This is a genomic window from Streptomyces sp. A012304 (assembly GCF_026008495.1).
Lineage (GTDB): Bacteria > Actinomycetota > Actinomycetes > Streptomycetales > Streptomycetaceae > Streptomyces.
Genome location: NZ_BQUN01000182.1, coordinates 168855 through 186157, shown reverse-complemented (window position 1 = coordinate 186157; position 17303 = coordinate 168855). Strand labels below are relative to the sequence as shown.

The window sequence follows — 17303 nt, the reverse complement described above, 5'->3', positions numbered from 1 at the left end:
CATGTCCGAACCCCTCGCACTCGACCCGTACACGATGTGGCGCGACGCGCTCGCCGAGGTGGACGAGACCTTCGCATCGCCACCTGGGCTCGACCGTCCGGTCGGCGGGTGCACGTACTGCACTCCGGAGTCGGAGTTGCGCGTTCTCGGCGGTCACCCTGCCGATGTGCCGGATGATCTCCTCGTGCACTTCATACGTGAGGTCGCCAGCCATTGGGACGAGGACCAGTACCCCGTCCTGTGGCGCCGCTTCATCCCTCGTGTGCTGCGCCGCTGGGGCCCGGACGGGGACGGCACCGACCCGTCGGACGAGATGGGGCGCCTCGGTCGTCGCGGCGCCCGGCTCGCGGACTGGCCCGTGGCCGAGCAGGCCGCGGTCGAGCGGGCCTTGCGGGCGCTGCTGCACATCGCGGTGACCGACGGTCGGCCGTACTGGGAGATCACTGGTCTGATCGAGGGGATCGCTCATGCGACGGGTGACCTGGAGCCGTGGCTGGACCACATCGCCCGGCTCACCGGTCCCGAAGCGGACGCCGGCGTCGTCCGCCTCGCCTTCGGCTGGGCCACCGAACTTCTGTGGGAGGAGCTGAAGTTCACCTGGTGGTACGACGGCGACCCGCAGCTCGTCGCCGCCTGGCTGCCCACTCTGCGCGCCCGCATCGCGGCCTTCGCCGTGCGGCACCCCCGCTGCAAGAACTCATCCGACGCGCTGCTCGCGCTCGACGCGCTCGAGGCCGGCACCTGGGGCCCCTGGCTCTATCCCTACGACATGCGCGCACTCGGCGGCCCTGCGCTCATCTACCAGGGATGAGGCCAGCACAAGCGATGGTGACCTCCGCCTCCGGCCCGGTCGCGCTCCGCCGGTGCCAGGCCGGCGTCGGCGGCGGCCCGCGTCACGCTCTGCGGCAGCCTCAGCCGGGCCCGTACCGTGCAGGAGATTCGACCAGGCCAGCCCCTTGATCGATAAGCGAATGGCGTCTCAGGTCAGGTCACGTCCCCCAAGGGAATCGCGATAGATACCTTGACCGTCGAACTGGACGCGTACGATCACAATCCGATGTTGATGAGGTCGCTGATCGTGCTGGTGTTGGTGTTGTTGCTGGTGTTGGCGTTGTGGTTCTCGTTGTTGATGACGATGGGCGTGTCGTTGCTGGACTCCCCATCGAAGGCGTTGGCAGCAGAGGCGGATCCCGCGAAGAGCGCCACCGCAGCGAGGGTCGAGGCAGTAGCCAGCTTCGTATTCTTGCGCATTTCGTACCTCCGTTCTGTTTCTTCCTTGGTGGAAGAACAAAACCGATGTTGCCCCGACGCAGAAGCAGGCACCACTTGCGATGGCCCACGGCTCCGGAACTTCATCCGCACGGCCTTGTAGTGCGGGTAATGCGACACACAGATCGCCCAGTTCACGCCGCATCGATCACCCAATGGAGTAATGACGCGCTGTTAGCCTCGATCTTGCATGAGGGTCCGTCAGCTTGCTGGCGGACCTTTTCGGCTCGGTCGTGGTGGCTTTTTCTGCGTCACGTGGTGCCGTTGCGTAGATCCTTGGCCAGCTGTCGCAGGCCGATGCGCCCCGTCCCCTTGATCAGGACCACGTCCCTGGGCTCCAGAACCGATTCGAGTACCGCCCTGGCGTCGTGGCGCCCGGGGACCAGGACGCTGTCCGCACCGTGGGAGCGCGCTGCTTGGTCCAGCCATCGTGCTGCTTCGTCCAGCCATGGGGGCTCCTGCCCTCCGACGACGATCAGAGCGGTGATCCCCAGCTCTGCGACCAGTCGGCCGATGTCGAAGTGTGCCTCTCTGGCGGCGTCGCCCAGGTTGTGCATCGGGCCGAGGACCGCGATGGTGTCCCGGCCGTTCGCCATCGCGACCAAGGCCTTCAGGGACGCCTGCACCGCTTCGGGTGTCGTGTTGAAGGCATCGTCGATGACGATGACACCGTCCGGTCGTTCGAAGACCTCCATGCGGCCCGGGGACACGCCCTTGACGTCCCCGAGCGCGGTGGCGATCCGGTCGACCGACAGGCCGGCGTGGCGTGCGATGGCGGCACCGATGAGCGCGTTGGTGACAAAGTGCTCACCGGTCAACTGAAGGGCGACCGGTGCCGCCCCTTCAGGCGTGCACAGGGTGAAATGAGCATGGCCGAACTCATCCAGGCGGACACCCTCGGCTCGTACCTCGGCGTCCGGCGCGCGGCCGACGAGAACCACCCGGGCCTCGGTGTGGTCGGCCATGCCGCGCACCAGGGGGTCGTCGGCATTGAGGACCGCGAGTCCGTCAGCGGGCAGGGACTCGATCAGCTCACCTTTGCTCCGGGCGACGGCCTGCTTGCTGCCGAACCGGCCGATGTGGGCGGTGCCCACGTTGAGGACCGCGCCCACCGTCGGCCGGGCGATCTCAGCGAGGTACCGGATGTCGCCGGGGCCGCCATGGCCCATCTCCAGCACCAGGTACTTGGTGGCGGGATCGGTCGAGGTGATGGTCAGTGGCAGCCCGATGCGGTCGTTGCGGTTACCTGCGGTCGCCACCGTCGGTCCCGCGTGTCCGAGCAGGTGGGCTGTCATGTCCTTTGTGCTGGTCTTGCCTGACGAGCCCGTCACCCCGATCACCATGGTGTTGTCGAGCCGACCGACCACATATGCGGCCAGGGCTCCGAGGGCCGCCCGCGCATCCGGCACGACAATGGCGGGTTCCTCGGCCGGGCGCTCAGTAAGTACCGCCAAGGCGCCCGACCTGACGGCCAGGGCGGCGAACGGGTGGGAATCGGCGGCCAGCGAGCCGTCAGGGCGTTCCACGGCCAGGGGAACGAACAACCCCTTGCTGCTCTCTTCCGGGTCCACGGTGGGAGGCGCCGTAATCAGGGCACGGGGGCACGGCACGTTGTGGAGTCTGCCGCCGACGACGCTCGCGACGTCTTGCAGGCTCATCGGGATCATGGCTGGTCTCCCATCGAGGCAACGCCCAGTCTGCTCGGCTTTGACACCATTTCGGAACATCCGATTCGGATGGTAGAGACAGCCTCTTGCGCGGTGCGCCGGACACACCGGGCCAGGGCTGCACGCAGGGCCTCTTGGTCGTTCGTTCGAGGGTGCGACCAAACCCCCTGACGGCCGGCGGCGAATCGGCCAGAGGAACGCTGAGGTACTCCCCGGCGAGCCCGTCGGCCTCCCGAAGGTCGGCGAGCGCCCGGGCGTGCAGCTCGCCCAGCTCGTCGGAGTCGTCCGACGCCGTCGGTTCGAGTTCCTCGTACGCGCTCTGCTCCCGTTCCGCTGACGGGCTGAGCAAACCGCCCGCCCGACAGCATCCGCGGCGCTGGGGCGGACGCCCCCTCGAAGCGGCCGCTTGATCAACCTGACGGCCTTCCCAGGTACGACATCAGGTGAGTCGTGGTGCCACCTCGGCCGCGACCCACTCCAAGGACTTCTCGACATGCTCAGCCGCGACAGGCAGCCACAGGGTGCAAACGGCAAGCCCCGCCTCCGCGAGCCGCCCCAGGTCGTCGGCGACACTCGCCGCAGTGGGCGCGGCGCCTCCGAGCGGCCGTCCCGGTGGCGGAACCACCGCGGGGAGACTGGGCGGAGTGAGGAACGCGGCTGAAGCAAGCGTCAGACGGTCAGCGTTCTCTGCGCCGGCGAGGTCACGCAGGCGGCGCCGGACGTCGGTGACGTCCGTGGCGTCGGCGCCGGTGCCGTACCAGCCGTCGCCGAACCGCAGCGCACGGCGCAGGGCAGCGTCGCTGTGGCCGCCGACCCACACGGGCGGACCGCCGGCCGTGACCGGAGGCACGCCCAAGTGCGCGGCGTGCAGCGTTGTGAACGGCCCGTCGAAGTCTGCGGGTCGCCGGGCCCACAAGGCCCTGGCAGCGGCGAGGTGGTCGTCGGTGCGTGCACCGCGTTCACGGACGGGTACACCGACGGCATCGAATTCGTCAGGATTCCAGCCGGTGCCGACGCCGAGGATCAGGCGGCCGCCGGACACGACGTCCAGAGTCGCCGCCTGGTTGGCGAGCACCAGCGCCGGGTAGTACGGCGCGACGAGTACAGACGTCAGCAGCCGCAGGCGGGTCGTCGCCCCTGCGACGGCCGACAGCAGAACAAGCGGGTCCGTGTCGAGGCCGAAGCCGCTGTCCAGTAGACGGTTGCCGACCGCAACATGATCGAAGCCCAAGTCTTCAGCGTGGCGTGCGGCGCGGAGCACGCTGGCTCCGTCGTCGAGCGGCCAGCGCGGCTGAAGGGAAACACCGAGGCGCAGCAGGGGCATGAGGTTGCCTTTCGATGGCAGTCCGATGGCGACACGGCGACCACCGACCGCCCTGTCGCCACACCCAACTCCCGCACCGCCCCTATTTCATCCCCGGCCGGGGTGCAGGAGTTCGTGGTCGCGGCCCGAGGCGGGCTATGGCGGTCGTCTTCCCCGTCCCGTCCCGGCCCGGCCCGGCCCGGCCCTTTGACGATCAGCCCGCGGCGGCCGGAGATCTGGTGCCGGTTGAGCAGGCCGGACGCCGACCGGTGCCGCACACGTTGTGATGACGGTGATGGCGTACGACTCGTTCGGTGACAACGTCCGGCCGACCGGGTGGAGTTGCGCAGGCCCTCGTGCGGATGCTGCCGCCGGCCCCATCGTGCCCGGGCCTGAACAGGGCCGCGCAGATCCGGGGTGGGCCGAAGGGCGGTGGCCCCGGTCAGTACAGCGGCGACTGTGGCATGTGGTGGTCGGGCCAGAAGGGGTCGGGAGGAGGCGGGGGCGGGTTGGTCCGGGCCTCCTCGGCGGCGTTCGCGCGGCGGATCGGCCATTCCGCCACCCACATCAGGGCGACCGTCACGACGAGGAGCCAGAAGCCGTCGATATGCAGAAGACCTGTGAGCCACACGATGAGCCAGAGCACCAACGCGTTGACCGAGACGAGGACCAGCGACGCCACCCCGGGCACGGGCAGTGTCAGGGTCAGCGCGAACCGCAGATGGAACAGGGCGGCGACGACCGCGAGCGTCAGCCACGGGGTACCGGTCGCTTCCACCCCGTCCAGCCACACCGCCGCGAGCGCCAGACCCGTCAGACACGAGAGGTAGCCGGCCAGCGAACGCAGGGCCCCGGGGCGGCGACGCTTCACCGGCAGGGCGAGCACAAGCAGCAGAACCGTCTCCACGGCGGCGACGACGAGTCCGGCGGTGACGAGGTCCTTGAGCCCACCACCGAGTTCGACGTCCAGGCCGAGCCCGGCGCTCAGCTCCACGCCGGCCCACAGCGCCGCGGGCCCCACGACCGTCAGAACGAGGGCCGACAGCACCATGCCCAGTCCGACGTACAGGAAATGCCGGCGCATCGGCGCGAAGAACTCCCAGTCGGAGGTGCCCCAATCAGGCTCCTCCGCCATGCGCCGCTGATTGCTCACCGCGGCCCGTCCGAGCATCCGCCCCAGTGGCATGGGCACGAGCAGGACGACGGCGGTGAACACGACGGCGACGACGACCACGGCCGCCGCCCGCTCGGTCCCGGTGCCGCCGAGCCGTAAGGGGCCGACGACCTCGGAGGCCGCCCACACGCCGCCGGCCGCGCACGCCCACTTCCTGATGACCCGCCCCGTAGTCGTCATGGATGCAGGATCCCGCCGGGGAGTCGGCGGGGGAACCCCACCGGCAGAGAGTCGACGAGTCGCCGTCAGCGGTCACTGTGGGGCTGGTCGCAGGCGCGGGCCGGCGCGATGTCAGGTCAGCTCGTCACACGGAAGGTGGCGTCGGCGCGTCCCGTCGCGTTGGTGATCGCGCACGCCGCGTGTGCCCACCGTGGAACGCAGGGCCCTGCCGCCGCCGGTGAGGTTTCTGCGAGTGGCACCGTCGGGTGAAGGGCCACGGCGGGCAGCAGGAGCAGCTCTGTCTCGGTGTCGGCGCCACCGGATCGGCTACCGCGCGACACGGAACGCCACATTCTGCCGACGCGACAGGCCTACCCACGGGGCTCCTGCCAGTGGCGGGGAGCCCCGTGGGTAAGGGACGGATCAGCCCATGCCCTGGAGGCGCCAGATCTGGTTCCTCTTGTCGTTCAGGGCGCTGGCCGGGTCGCAGGTCCACTGGTGGATCTGCGCGCGGGGTTCGGCCGAGACCCCGCTGACGTCCACGCACTTGCCGCTGTGCACGGCCACCAACTGGTAGTCCTTGCTGTTGCCGAGCGCGGTGACGGGCTTGAGGGTGAACATCTGGTTCGTGGTACCGCTGCAGGTCCACTGGATGACGGCGGCACCGTCGGCCGTGGAAGCGCCCGAGACGTCCAGGCACTTGCCGCTGTGCTCATTCACGATGGTGTAGGTGTTCGCCCGGCCGGCGACCGGCTTGAAGTCGAGCATCTGCTGGTAGCCGCCCTCGCAGTGGTACTGCTGGTACTGCGTGCCGTCGGCGGTGCTGAGGTTGGTGTCGTCCAGGCACTGACCGCTGTGCTGGGCCACCGCGACCGTGGACACGGTGGTGTTGGACGGCGGCAGCAGGGTGACGGTGTAGCCGTCGGCGGCGTCCGTCCACGGCACGCTCACCGAAGCCGAGTTGCCGCTCACGGTCAGCGTCTGGTCGGAGACCGTCACCGGACCCGTCACCGCGCCGCCGCCGTTGTTCGGTATGCGCTGGACTATCGCGCGCACCCGGCCGTTCTCCACCACCGACGTGGTGTCGAGGCGGTTGAGGCCGACGGTGACGTTGCCGGTGTTGCCGTTGTTGCCCAGCAGGATCTTCGCGTTGCGCGCGGAGTTGTCCTTCGTCGCCAGCCCGTCGGTGTTCGTACCGGGCGTGAGGTTCACGATGTTTCCGGTCTGGGAGCCGTAGTACCGGTAGAGGAACCACTCGCCGAGCGGCAGGTACTGGCCGGAGCTGTTCTTGGTGAGCAGGTTGGCCGCGTAGTCGTGCAGGCTGGGGCCCCCTCCCCAGTTGGCGCGCATGCCGTCGGCGCCGGCCCGCTCCAGGCGGCTGATGAACCAGCCGCCGCCACCGGGGTTCTGCTGCTCGCGCCCGGCGTACTCGTTGATCTGGTACGGACGGGTGTTGGTCAGGCCCGCGGCGGCGAGGGTCGAGTTGGCGTTGCTGACGGCCGTGACGGGGTCGTGTGGAATGGCATGCCAGCTGTAGATGTCGGGGGCGACGTTGTTGGCCTTGACGTGGTTCAGGAAGGTGGTCCACCAGGTGTTGGAGGCGTTGGGCGGGTTGGCTGTGCTGGGGCCGACGATGAGCTGCCCGGGGAGGTTGGCCCGCACGGCGGCGTGGAACCGCGACCACATCTGCAGGTACTGGCTCTGGGACCGGCCCCAGAAGCCACTGAGATCCGGCTCGTTCCACAGGTCCCACTCCACCGTCATGTTGTTGGCCTTGACGTCGGAGATGAGCTGGTTGACGAAGTTGTCGAACAGCGTCCAGTTGCCGTTGTCGCCGGGAAAGCCCTGGCTGGTGGTGCCGTCGGCGCCCCACAGGTCGTGCGGCAGGATGACGAACGTACCGCCGAGCGCCTTGGTGCGCTTGTACTGGGCGAGGGTGGCGTTCCAGCGGGTCTGGTAGTGGGCGAGGCTGGTGGCGTAGCCGCCACCGTTGAGCTGGGCGCCGCCGGCCCGCATGAAGTGCCACTTGATGTCTCTGAAGAAGTGGTCCGGCGGCTGCGACCCGTCGGCGGTCAGCCCGTAGATCATGCCCGAGGCGCGGTAGCTGGGGGCGCCTGCGGCGGAGGCGAAGTCGACGGTGACGCCGGTGTCCGCGGCCTGCGACGGGCCGGCGGGCACCAGGGTCGTGGCCAGGGCGGCCAGGAGGACGGCCACGGACGAGGTCGCTCGGCGTCCGGTGCGGGTTGCGGGGCTGGAAGGTGTCCAGCGGGATTTCATGCTGCGGCTCCTACGTGAGCGGGAAGAGGATGGCCGGAGTCGGAACGTTTTCGGGACCGTGGGGAGACGGCCGGTCAGCGGCTGTCTCGGTGCGCGTGTGCGTCGGCCAGCAGAAGGTAGCTGCTGGCCGTCCAGGTGTAGGCGCGGTCGCGCAGGCCGGTGCCGGTGAGGGCGTCGAAGTTCTCGGCGAAGCCGTGGGTTTCGCACAGGGCGCGGAAGCGGGCGCTGATCTCGTCGGCGAGGCGGTGGTGGCCGGCGCGGCGCAGGCCGTCCTCGATGAGGACGGTGGCGGGCGCCCAGATCGGGCCGCGCCAGTAGCCGTCGGCGAGGTAGTGGGGGGAGGTGGGGAGTTCGGTGGCCAGGCCGTACGGGGTCAGGTGGGTCTCGATCCGGGCGGCCAGGGTTTTGCCGATGTGCTCGGGCAGGTGCTCACCCAGTGCCATCGGCATCAGGTCCAGCAGGCTGGAGCTGTCCCAGGTCGCGGCGGTGTCGAGGCCACGGGCCACGAACCGCTCTCCCGTCCACAGCTCGTCGAGCATCGCCGTCTGGGTGGTCTCGGCGGTACGGGTCCAGCGGCGGGCCTCGTCGGGCAGGTCCAGTTCGGTGGCCAGTCGGGCGAGTTCGCGGAGCTGGAGTACGAGGAAGGCGGCGAGGTCGGCGGTGACGACCACGCGCTCGGGGTCGAACGTCGTGGCGTTGTCCCAGCCGCTGTCGTTGCCGTGCTGGTAGTGGGGCAGGGCGGCGCCGGGGGCACGGCGGGCGGTGAGCCAGAAGTTCGTCCACCGTGCCAACCTGCCGTAGATCTCGGCGAGTTCGGTCCGGCTGAGGGGTTCGGGGAGTCTTCGGCGCAGGTGGGACAGGGTCCAGCCGTGGATGGGTGGTTTGACGAAGTTGTAGAGGACCTCGGAGTGGGTCACCGAGTCGGGCAGGGCGCCGGTCTCGTCCTGGTGGTCGAACGGCAGGGAGAACTGGTCCCAGGCCAGGGCGGGTGCCCCGGGCGCCAGGGCGAGGGCGTTGAAGCAGTGGTCCCAGCTCCAGACCTTGTCCATCCAGTGCTTGGACATCAGCACCGCTGGCCGGGTGACGAGGGCCGCCGGGCGGACCGTCGCCGACCACAGGACGTACGCGGCGAGTTCGGCGGCCGGGGTGCCGGACGAGCGCCAGGGGGCCACCGCGTCGACGAACGCGGTGAAGGCCTGCTCCGCGGTCGCCACGACGGCGTCGAACGTCTCCGAGGACGTGAAGGGCAGGCGTGCGCTGTCCAGTTCCTCGATCGCCGCATCCCAGACACCGCCGGGGCCCGCGGTGACGGTGACGCCTCGTTCTCCGGTACCGAGGGCCTGGCTGCCGGACACCTCGGCGACCGTGCCCGACAGCACGGTGATCCGGTAGCGGCGCCCGGTCCCGTAGGAGGTGAACACGTACGCCCCGTCCACCGGGTCGCGGTAGAAGTAGGTGCCCGTGAAAGGGGTCAGCGTGTCGGCTGCCGCGGTGACGCGCAGGCCGAGTCCCTCACCGCGCAGGCGGACGGTGTCCGGTGCGGCGTAGGCGAGGCCGATGCGCCCTCCCGCGCCGGTCCAGGTGAGCAGGCCGGGGGTCGCCTCGACGCGGGTCGCGGCCCGGTCGCCCGTCGTCGCGTCGAGGGGCGTGAAACGCAGGATCGCGTGCATGCCGTTCTGGTGCGAGACGAGGTGGAGGTCCTCGGAGCGTGTCTTCTCCGCGAGCACGGGAGAGATGCCGAACCAGGATCCGTACGTGCTGAACGGGATGTCGTGGAGGGAGAAGGCCGGGCCGGATCGGGCGGCGGTCATCAAGTGGTACTCGTTTCTTCAGCAGGGGTCACCGGCGGTGATGAAGTGGTCAGTCCTTGACGGCTCCGGCCGTCACGCCGGCGGCGACGTAACGCTGGGCGAGGACGAGGATCACCGTGGCGGGCAGGGAGGCCACGACGGCGGTGGCCATGATGGCGTTCCACTCCTGGTTGTTGTTGCCGATGTAGTGGTAGATGCCGAGGGTGATCGGCTCGTGGGCGCCGCCGTTGGCGAGGGTGCTCGCGAAGACGAAGTCGGACCACGACCACAGGAACGCGAACAGCGACACCGTGACGATCGCGTTGCGGCTCATCGGCAGCACCACGGACCGGAAGGTGCGCAGGGGCCCGGCTCCGTCCATCTGCGCGGCCTGAAGCAGTTCACCGGGGATGCCGGACATGAACGCGGTGAAGATCAGGACCGCGAAAGGAACGGCCAGGGTGGAGTCCGCGACGATCAGACCGGGCACGGACTGGAGCAAACCGAGCTGGAGGTAGATGGCGTAGAAGCCCATCGCCATGATGATGCCGGGGATCATCTGGGCGACCAGGAGCAGGAAGCTGAGCAGGCCCCCGCCGCGCGGGCGGAGTTTCGCCAGCGCGTAGCCGGCGGGCGCGGCCAGCGCCACGGTCAGCACGACCGTGCCCAAGCCGACGACCAGGCTCGTGCCGAGGTAGGGCAACTGCTGGTCCAGGACGGCGCGGTAGCCCTCCAGCGTGCCGTGGACGGGAAACAGGTCCGGCGGGCTCTTGCGCATGTCCTGGTCGCGGGTGAAGGACACGTTGAGCATCCAGTAGACCGGAAAGAGCATGACGGCGGTCAGTGCCAGGCCGACGACGGTCTTCCACCCCGTACGGCGGCGCCGATGCGGGTAGTTCATGCCAGTGCCTGCTTTCGCTGGACCCTCAGATACACCAGGCCGAACACCAGCGCGGCGACGACGAGCAGGTTCCCGACGGCCGCGCCGGGGCCGAAGGCGGGCAGCAGGTTGCCGAAGCCGAGCCGGTAGGACCAGGTGGCGAAGGTGGTGGACGAGTCCGCCGGACCGCCCTTGGTCATGATCCAGATGATGTCGAAGACCTTGAGCGTGTAGACCAGCCCCAGCAACAGGGTGATCGCGGACACCGGGCGCAGCAGCGGGAAGGTGATGCTCCAGAAGCGCCGCCAGGCACTCGCGCCGTCGAGGGCGGCCGCTTCATGGAGGCTGTGCGGGATGGACTGCAGGCCGCTGTAGAGCACGACCAGGTTGAACGGGACGCCGATCCAGACGTTCGCGACGATCACCGACGCCAGCGACCACTCCGGTGACGTCAGCCAGTTCACCGGACCGACGCCGACGGCGTGCAGAGCCGCGTTGACGATGCCGGAGTCGCTGTTGAGCATCCACGACCAGGTCGAGGCCGACACGATCAGCGGCAGCAGCCACGGCACGAGGAACAGGGCCCGCAGCGTCGCGGAGAGGCGGAAGTGCTGGTGGAAGAAGACCGCGAGGGCCAGGCCGATGGCGTACTGGAAGGCCAGGCACACGACGGTGAACACCACCGTGTGGGTGAGCGCCGGACCGAAGGTCGGATCGTCGAACACCTTCAGGTAGTTCTCCAGTCCGGTGAACGGCGCGTCGCCCTGGACGAAGGAGCGGACCGTGTAGTCGCGCAGGCTCAGATCGACGTTGCGGTAGAGCGGATAGGCGTAGAAGAGGACGAGGTACAGGGTCACCGGGGTGAGGAAGGCCCAGGCGGCCCACTGCTGTGTGGTGGGACGGCGTCGCCGGTGGGAGGCGCGGGCCGGGGGCGGGGCGGCGGTGGCCGCCCCGTTCCGGTCGCGCACCGGCCGCCGGTCCGGCAGATGGGTGGTGCGGTTCATCAAGGAGTCCCGAATGCGGTTGCCCGGCGGTTTACTTGACGGCGTTCTGCGCCGCGGTGAGCGCGTCCTTCGGCGACTGCGATCCGCTGAGGGCGGACTGCACGGCCTTCCACATCTGCTCGGAGATCTTCGGGTACTTGGTGCCCAGGTCGTCGCTGGTGCGTCCCTTGGCCGCCTTGACCGCCTCGACCCACGGCTTCAGCGCGGCGTTCGCCGCGACCTGCTTGTCCTGGACCTCGCTCGTGGGGGCCACATAGGACAGGGTGGTGTCGGTGGCGTTGAGGTTGTCGGTGCTGGTCAGGCAGGACACCAGCTTCCGCGTGGTGGCGTAGCGGGCGGTGTCACCCTGGACCGGGACGGTGACGAACTCACCGCCGGTCGGGGCCGCCGCGTTGCCGCCGTCGGACGCGGGGATGGGCAGCACACCGTAGTCGAAGCCCGCCTTCTCGGCATTGGCCAGCTGCCAGGTGCCGTTCTCCGCGAAGGCGTAGTCGCCGCTCGCGAACTCCTGCCAGCTGGTGGTCTGGGTGTTGTTGATGACCGAGTTCGGGGCGTAGCCCTTCTTCAGCCAGTCGCTCCACAGGGACAGCGCCGAGACTCCCTGAGCGGAGTCGAGTTCGGTGAGCTTCGCTCCCGAGCCCCAGAACCACGGCAGGAACTGGAAGCTGCCTTCCTCCGTGCCGATCGCGGAGAACGTGATGCCCTTCTTGCCGGCCTGCTTCACCTTCGCCAGCGCAGCGGTCAGCGACGTCCAGTCCTTGACCGAGGCGACATCGACACCGGCCTTCTTCAGCACGTCCTTGTTGTAGTAGAGAGCGAGGGTGTTGGCGCCGATGGGCGTGCCATAGGTCTTGCCGCCCGACTGGCCGGCCGCGAGCAGGTTGGAATCCACCTTCGAGGTGTCGACCTTGTTCTCCTCGGTCGTGGTGAGCACGCCCGCCTCGGCGAGCGTCGACACCACCGGGTTGTCGAGGATGAGGACGTCCGGGGAGTTGTCCTGCTGCGCCGCCAGCAGCGCCTTGTTGGTCAGGTCGCTGGTGTCGAAGGCCGTCCGCTTGATCTTGACCCCTGCCTCGCTGCCGCAGCCGTCCAGCAGCTTCGCCCAGTCCGAGCCCTTGTCGAACTGCGGGTACGGGTCCCAGATGGTGTACGTGCCGCCGTCCGCCGCCTTGGCGGACGTGGTGCCGGCGTCGGAGGAGCATGCGGTGGCGGCGGTGAGGGCGACGACGGTCATGGCCGCGGCGGCGAGACGGCGTCTGGGGAATCTGTTCATGGGGCGTTCCTCTGGGTTTCAGCCATGAAGGTTTCAGCCATACGGGTTTCAGGCATGGACATGCCAGGCAAGTGGAGACAGAGGCAGGGGCAGGGCCCGGACGAACGGCGTCGCGGAGTCGTGGAGCAGCCGGTCGGACGGTTGACGGGGCGGGAGACGAGGAAGGAGCGCAGGATCCTCGGGTGGAGGGGATGCGGAAGGCGACCGGTCAGGCGGTGGAGTCGGATTCAGCGGACCTGTACGTGTCCGTAGGCCGGCCGGCGCCGACGGGGCCGGTGCTGCCACGAAGGGATATCGGCGGGGCGAGCAGGTGGTGGCGCGGCGGCGCGTCCGGGTGGTCGAGCCGCTCGACGAGCAGTTCCACGGCGAGGCGGCCCATCTGTGCCGCGGGTACGTCGGCCGCCGTGAGCTGCGGAGTCACCGTCTCCGCCCAGCGCGAGGCCACGACGCCGGTGACGGAGAAGTCGCGCGGCACATGGCGGCCCGCGTGGGCGAGCCCCCGGTAGAGGCCTCCGAGCGCGGCCTCGTTCAGCGTGACGAGGGCCGTGGTGGCGGGGTCGTCATGGAGGATCCGCTCCAGGCAGGCCTGGCCCGAGGGTGCGTCGTCCGCGCAGGTGTACGTGCGGACGGTGAGCCCGCGCTCCGCGGCGGCTTTGGTGAAGCCGTCGAGCCCCCGGTGGGCGGACTCGTACCCGGCCCGCAGGAGCCGTTCGGGCCGATTGACGAAGGCGATCCTTCGGTGGCCCAGGTCGGCGAGGTGGTGGACACAGGCCGCCGCCAGCGCGGTGTGGTCCAGGCCGACCCACCAGTCACCCTCCGGCCGCGCGGTGCGGCCGATGCAGACGGCGGGGAAATCCTCGGCCAGGAGGTGGTCGACGCGGTCGTCCTGGAGCCTGATCTCCATGAGGATGGCGCCGTCGACGCGCCGCTCACCCAGCAGTCGCTGGAACGAGCGGTCGCTGTCCACGCCGCTCGGCGAGAGCAGTACGTCGTAGTCATAGGTGGCGGCGGCCTCCACCACGCTGCCGATGAAGTCGAGCTGCATGCCGGTGTAGTGGTCCCCGGCCGGCGGGAAGACCAGACCGATGGTGCTGGTCCGGCCGTTGGCCAGCGCGCGGGCACTCGCGTTCGGCCGGTAGCCCAGGTCGTCGATGACCCGCTGGATCTTCTCCCGGGTCTCGTCCGACACCGGACGCTTGCCGCTCAGCGCGTACGAGACGGTGCTCCGCGAGACACCGGCCCGCCGGGCGATCTCACCGATGTTCACGGGACTCCTCCATCGACTTCACCGACTGCGTGTGCCTCACCGAACCGGTTCGCCTCTTCCGGCGGGAACCGTTCGGACCGGACGGACGCAAGGACTGCGACCGGGGTCGCGATCCGGGTGTCGAACCGGTTCGCGTGAAGGGAACGTAGGAGTTGACCGCACGGGTGTCAATGCCTCGCGCACACTTCCTGGAACACAGCGTGAACCCGTAGGCGCGGACCGCGACCGCTCCCACCTTGCGCATCCGTCGCATTCACCAGGGGGAAAGCGACCTCTTCGCCACCCGTCGGGCGCCTCGCGGCCGTCCGCGCCGGCAGAGCGTTTCGCGTCGAGAGTATTGCTGGGTCGCTACGCCGGTGCTAACTTCCGGCGAACCGGTTCGACGCATCGCCATAGCACCAGCCCGCATTCGAGACACCTCCTCGTGGTGGCGGGCCAGGTGCACTCCTCTTTGCGTCGAACCGGTTCGATCGGTGGTCGCGACCGCCGTGCCAACCCCCTCTTGTGCCCTCACGGACGACACGGAGACTTCAGTGCGACGCAGGAGAAGCAGAACAACAGGAGCAGGCGCCGCGACAGCGGCCGTCGCGGTCCTCGCCACCATGCTGGCCACCACCACCGGCACGGCCGGGGCGGCGGAGCCGGAACAGCTCGTCGTGGACCTCGGCACCGACACCGGCCCCTTCCACGGCGGCGCCTCCGGCTCGCTGTACGGCATCTACGGCGACGGAGTGCCCAGCCGCAATCTCCTGGAGGGCATGCACGTCCGCACGGTGTCGACGAAGGCGCAGGACGGACCCCAGCACCCCGGAGCGGACGCGCTGGAGGTCCTGCCGCCGTTCGTGGACTCCGGCGGCAAGGACGTCTACATCTACATGACCGACATCTACCGGGGCTTCCCCTACCAGTGGCCCGGCGCCGACGGTCCGGCGCGGCTCGCCGACTTCAAGACGAAGATCAAGAAGCAGGTCCGACAGGTCCTGACCATGGGCGACTACAAGGACCACGTCGTCTATGTGCCCTTCAACGAACCCGAAGGGAACATGTTCGGCACGGGCGAGTGGAGCTACAACAAGATCTCCTGGCTCAAGGATCCCCAGTACTACTTCGCGGCCTGGAAGGAGGTCTACCACCTCATCAAGGACCTCGACCCGGGCGCCCGTATCGCCGGACCCAACACCAGCGTGCTCTACGACCAGGTCAAGGGCTTCCTCGAGTACGCCAAGGCCAACGACGTGGTGCCGGACGTGATGACCTGGCACGAGCTGTCCTCGCCCGCCGCGGTCCGTACAAGCGTCGCCAGGTACCGGCAGTGGGAGAAGGACGTCGGCGTCGGCCCGCTGCCGATCAACGTGAACGAGTACGGCCACAACTACCACCTGTCCGTGCCCGGCCAGGTGATCCAGTGGGTCTCCGCCATCGAGGAGTCCAAGATCGACGCCGATCTGGCGTACTGGAACATCGACGGCAACCTCAACGACTCCGCCGTGGAGGCCAACAAGGGCAACGGCCAGTGGTGGCTGTTCAACGCCTACGGCCAGATGACCGGGCACACCGTCCAGGTGACCGCCCCGCACCCCAACCAGCAGTACACCCTCCAGGGCGTCGCCACCCTCGACGCGGACAAGAAGCAGTCCCGGGCCATCTTCGGCGGGAAGAGCGGTGACGCGGACATCGTCTTCAAGAACATCGACCCCGAACTCTTCGGGACGACGGTCCACGCCACGGTGCAGGAGATCCCCTGGACCGGCCAGGTCGGCGACTCCGCCCAGCCGCTGCGGCTCGCGGACCAGGACGTCGAGGTCGGCGCGGACGGGACCGTCACCCTCCCGATGACCGGCATGAACGAGATGTCGGCGTACCAGGTCATCCTCTCCCCCGGCGGCAACGACGGCGCTCCCGCCGATCCCTCCGTCGGCTGGCGCAAGACCTACGAGGCGGAGAACGCCACCTACACCGGCAGGGGCTATTCCAAGAACGGGCCCGAGGGATCGCCGTCCCAGGTGGGGAAGTTCGCCACCTCGGGCAGGTACAACGTCGGCGGCCTGCGCACCGGCTCCGACGGAGTGCTCGCCTTCGACGTCGAGGTCCCGCAGGACGGCACCTACGACCTGAGCGTCTTCGCCAACTCCTACAACCTGTACGACCTGGTGAAGGAACAGGGCCCGACCAACGTCTTCCTGCGCGTCGACGGGAAGGACCCGCAGGAGCTGCGGCTGCCGCTCGGCTACAAGTGGGTGGTATGGGGTCACACCGACACGACGGTGCAGCTGACCGCGGGCAAGCACCGGATCACGCTCTCCGCGCAGGACCCGGACCTGGGCGTCACCAAGGGCGACGCGATCATCGACAAGATCGACCTGTCCCTGCGCGACGAGCACGTGACCGCGCCGGCGATCTACGAGGCCGAGTACGCCACGCTCTCCGGAGCCCGGCCCGACTACACCCGCCCCGGCGCGTCCGGCCCCGGCACGGTACCGCTGGCCAAGGACGCCTCCGCGACCTTCTGGGTGTACGCGGCCACCGACGGCGAGGCGACCGTCTCCGTCGACCACCTCGGCGGTGGCCGGGCGCGCCTCTCCCTCAACGGCGACAGGCTGGACGTGCCCAAGGCAGGAGGCGGAAAGAAGGGCACGGACGAGGTCCGGCTGTTCCTGTCCGGCGGCGTCAACAAGCTCACCCTCACCGGCACTTCGGGCGCCCTGCTCCTCGACCGTCTGCGCGTCGCGCCGTCCCGCGGCACCCTTGTGCCGACGGTTTACCAGGCCGAGGACGCCTCGGTCAGCGGCGCCGCCAAGGTGACCGACGCCTACACCTTCGCCTCCGGCGGGAAAGCGGTCACGGACATCGGCGACGGGAAGGCCAACTCGCTCACCCTCGACGTCACCGCCGAGCGCTCCGGCCGCCACGCGCTGACGATCCGTTACTCCAACGCCGAACAGGCCCCCGCCACCCACTACAACCCCGACCCGATCGCCCGCCACGCCGACCTCTCCATCAACGGCGGACCGGCCCGGCGCATCCTCTTCCCGACGACCTTCCACTTCAACAACTTCTGGGACCTGACCGTCCCAGTCACCCTGAAGAAGGGCACCAACCGGCTCACCTTCACCGCGGAGGAGCTGCCCGACTTCGACGGCGACACCCACAACCAGTACGACCAGCGGTCGCCGTACGCACCGGTCATCGACCGGGTCGCGGTCACACCGCTCGCCCACAGGTAACCCCCGGGCATCCCGG

12 protein-coding genes are annotated in these 17303 nt (G+C 69.2%); 2 read left to right on the top strand and 10 right to left on the bottom strand.

The window, feature by feature from the left end:
- Position 1: 1 nt before the first annotated feature.
- Positions 2–811 (top strand): hypothetical protein, encoded by an 810-nt coding sequence (locus tag ALMP_RS36730; RefSeq protein ID WP_264936262.1) that lies wholly within the window; start codon positions 2–4, stop codon positions 809–811.
- 236 nt (positions 812–1047) lie between these two features.
- Here the strand turns inward: ALMP_RS36730 and ALMP_RS36725 are convergent, their stop codons facing one another.
- The 10 genes from ALMP_RS36725 to ALMP_RS36680 all read right to left on the bottom strand — a co-directional run bounded on the left by ALMP_RS36725 (position 1048) and on the right by ALMP_RS36680 (position 14063).
- Entirely contained in the window at positions 1048–1407 is a 360-nt protein-coding gene (locus tag ALMP_RS36725; RefSeq protein WP_264936260.1) for a hypothetical protein, read from the bottom strand.
- Between the two features lie 113 nt (positions 1408–1520).
- Entirely contained in the window at positions 1521–2936 is a 1416-nt protein-coding gene (gene murF / locus ALMP_RS36720) for a UDP-N-acetylmuramoyl-tripeptide--D-alanyl-D-alanine ligase (protein WP_264936479.1), read from the bottom strand.
- Positions 2937–3375: 439 nt separating this feature from the next.
- The gene (locus tag ALMP_RS36715; RefSeq protein ID WP_264936258.1) at positions 3376–4260 is read right to left on the bottom strand and encodes a TIGR03619 family F420-dependent LLM class oxidoreductase; all 885 of its coding nucleotides are present in this window, start codon (positions 4258–4260) and stop codon (positions 3376–3378) included.
- 421 nt (positions 4261–4681) lie between these two features.
- Positions 4682–5593 carry a phage holin family protein gene (locus ALMP_RS36710; protein WP_264936256.1) on the bottom strand — a complete coding sequence of 304 codons (912 nt, stop codon included), beginning with the start codon at positions 5591–5593 and terminating at the stop codon, positions 4682–4684.
- A gap of 402 nt (positions 5594–5995) precedes the next feature.
- Positions 5996–7786: an RICIN domain-containing protein gene (locus ALMP_RS36705; protein ID WP_264936253.1), complete on the bottom strand. Its 1791-nt coding sequence runs from the start codon at positions 7784–7786 to the stop codon at positions 5996–5998.
- 137 nt (positions 7787–7923) lie between these two features.
- A complete protein-coding gene (locus tag ALMP_RS36700) occupies positions 7924–9660 on the bottom strand; it encodes a trehalase family glycosidase (RefSeq protein ID WP_264936251.1) in 1737 nt (578 codons plus the stop codon).
- 49 nt (positions 9661–9709) lie between these two features.
- The gene (locus tag ALMP_RS36695; RefSeq protein WP_264936249.1) at positions 9710–10540 is read right to left on the bottom strand and encodes a carbohydrate ABC transporter permease; all 831 of its coding nucleotides are present in this window, start codon (positions 10538–10540) and stop codon (positions 9710–9712) included.
- Complete coding sequence (locus ALMP_RS36690; RefSeq protein WP_264936247.1) at positions 10537–11523, bottom strand: carbohydrate ABC transporter permease; 987 nt, start codon at positions 11521–11523, stop codon at positions 10537–10539. Before ALMP_RS36690 ends, ALMP_RS36695 begins: the two co-directional genes overlap by 4 nt.
- Before the next feature lie 31 nt (positions 11524–11554).
- Positions 11555–12796, bottom strand: coding sequence for an extracellular solute-binding protein (locus ALMP_RS36685; protein WP_264936245.1), 1242 nt, complete (start codon positions 12794–12796; stop codon positions 11555–11557).
- A gap of 208 nt (positions 12797–13004) precedes the next feature.
- The gene (locus ALMP_RS36680; protein WP_264936243.1) at positions 13005–14063 is read right to left on the bottom strand and encodes a LacI family DNA-binding transcriptional regulator; all 1059 of its coding nucleotides are present in this window, start codon (positions 14061–14063) and stop codon (positions 13005–13007) included.
- Between the two features lie 533 nt (positions 14064–14596).
- Here ALMP_RS36680 and ALMP_RS36675 point away from each other — a divergent pair.
- Positions 14597–17287: a cellulosome protein gene (locus tag ALMP_RS36675; RefSeq protein ID WP_264936240.1), complete on the top strand. Its 2691-nt coding sequence runs from the start codon at positions 14597–14599 to the stop codon at positions 17285–17287.
- Positions 17288–17303 lie beyond the last annotated feature (16 nt).

What these genes read in the sequence shown, in the direction of transcription:
- ALMP_RS36730 (WP_264936262.1), top strand. Translation starts at nt 2, where the DNA reads ATGTCCGAACCCCTCGCACTCGACCCGTACACGATGTGGCGCGACGCG.
- murF (WP_264936479.1), bottom strand. Translation starts at nt 2,936, where the DNA reads ATGATCCCGATGAGCCTGCAAGACGTCGCGAGCGTCGTCGGCGGCAGA.
- ALMP_RS36715 (WP_264936258.1), bottom strand. Translation starts at nt 4,260, where the DNA reads ATGCCCCTGCTGCGCCTCGGTGTTTCCCTTCAGCCGCGCTGGCCGCTC.
- ALMP_RS36710 (WP_264936256.1), bottom strand. Translation starts at nt 5,593, where the DNA reads ATGACGACTACGGGGCGGGTCATCAGGAAGTGGGCGTGCGCGGCCGGC.
- ALMP_RS36700 (WP_264936251.1), bottom strand. Translation starts at nt 9,660, where the DNA reads ATGACCGCCGCCCGATCCGGCCCGGCCTTCTCCCTCCACGACATCCCG.
- ALMP_RS36695 (WP_264936249.1), bottom strand. Translation starts at nt 10,540, where the DNA reads ATGAACTACCCGCATCGGCGCCGCCGTACGGGGTGGAAGACCGTCGTC.
- ALMP_RS36690 (WP_264936247.1), bottom strand. Translation starts at nt 11,523, where the DNA reads ATGAACCGCACCACCCATCTGCCGGACCGGCGGCCGGTGCGCGACCGG.
- ALMP_RS36685 (WP_264936245.1), bottom strand. Translation starts at nt 12,796, where the DNA reads ATGAACAGATTCCCCAGACGCCGTCTCGCCGCCGCGGCCATGACCGTC.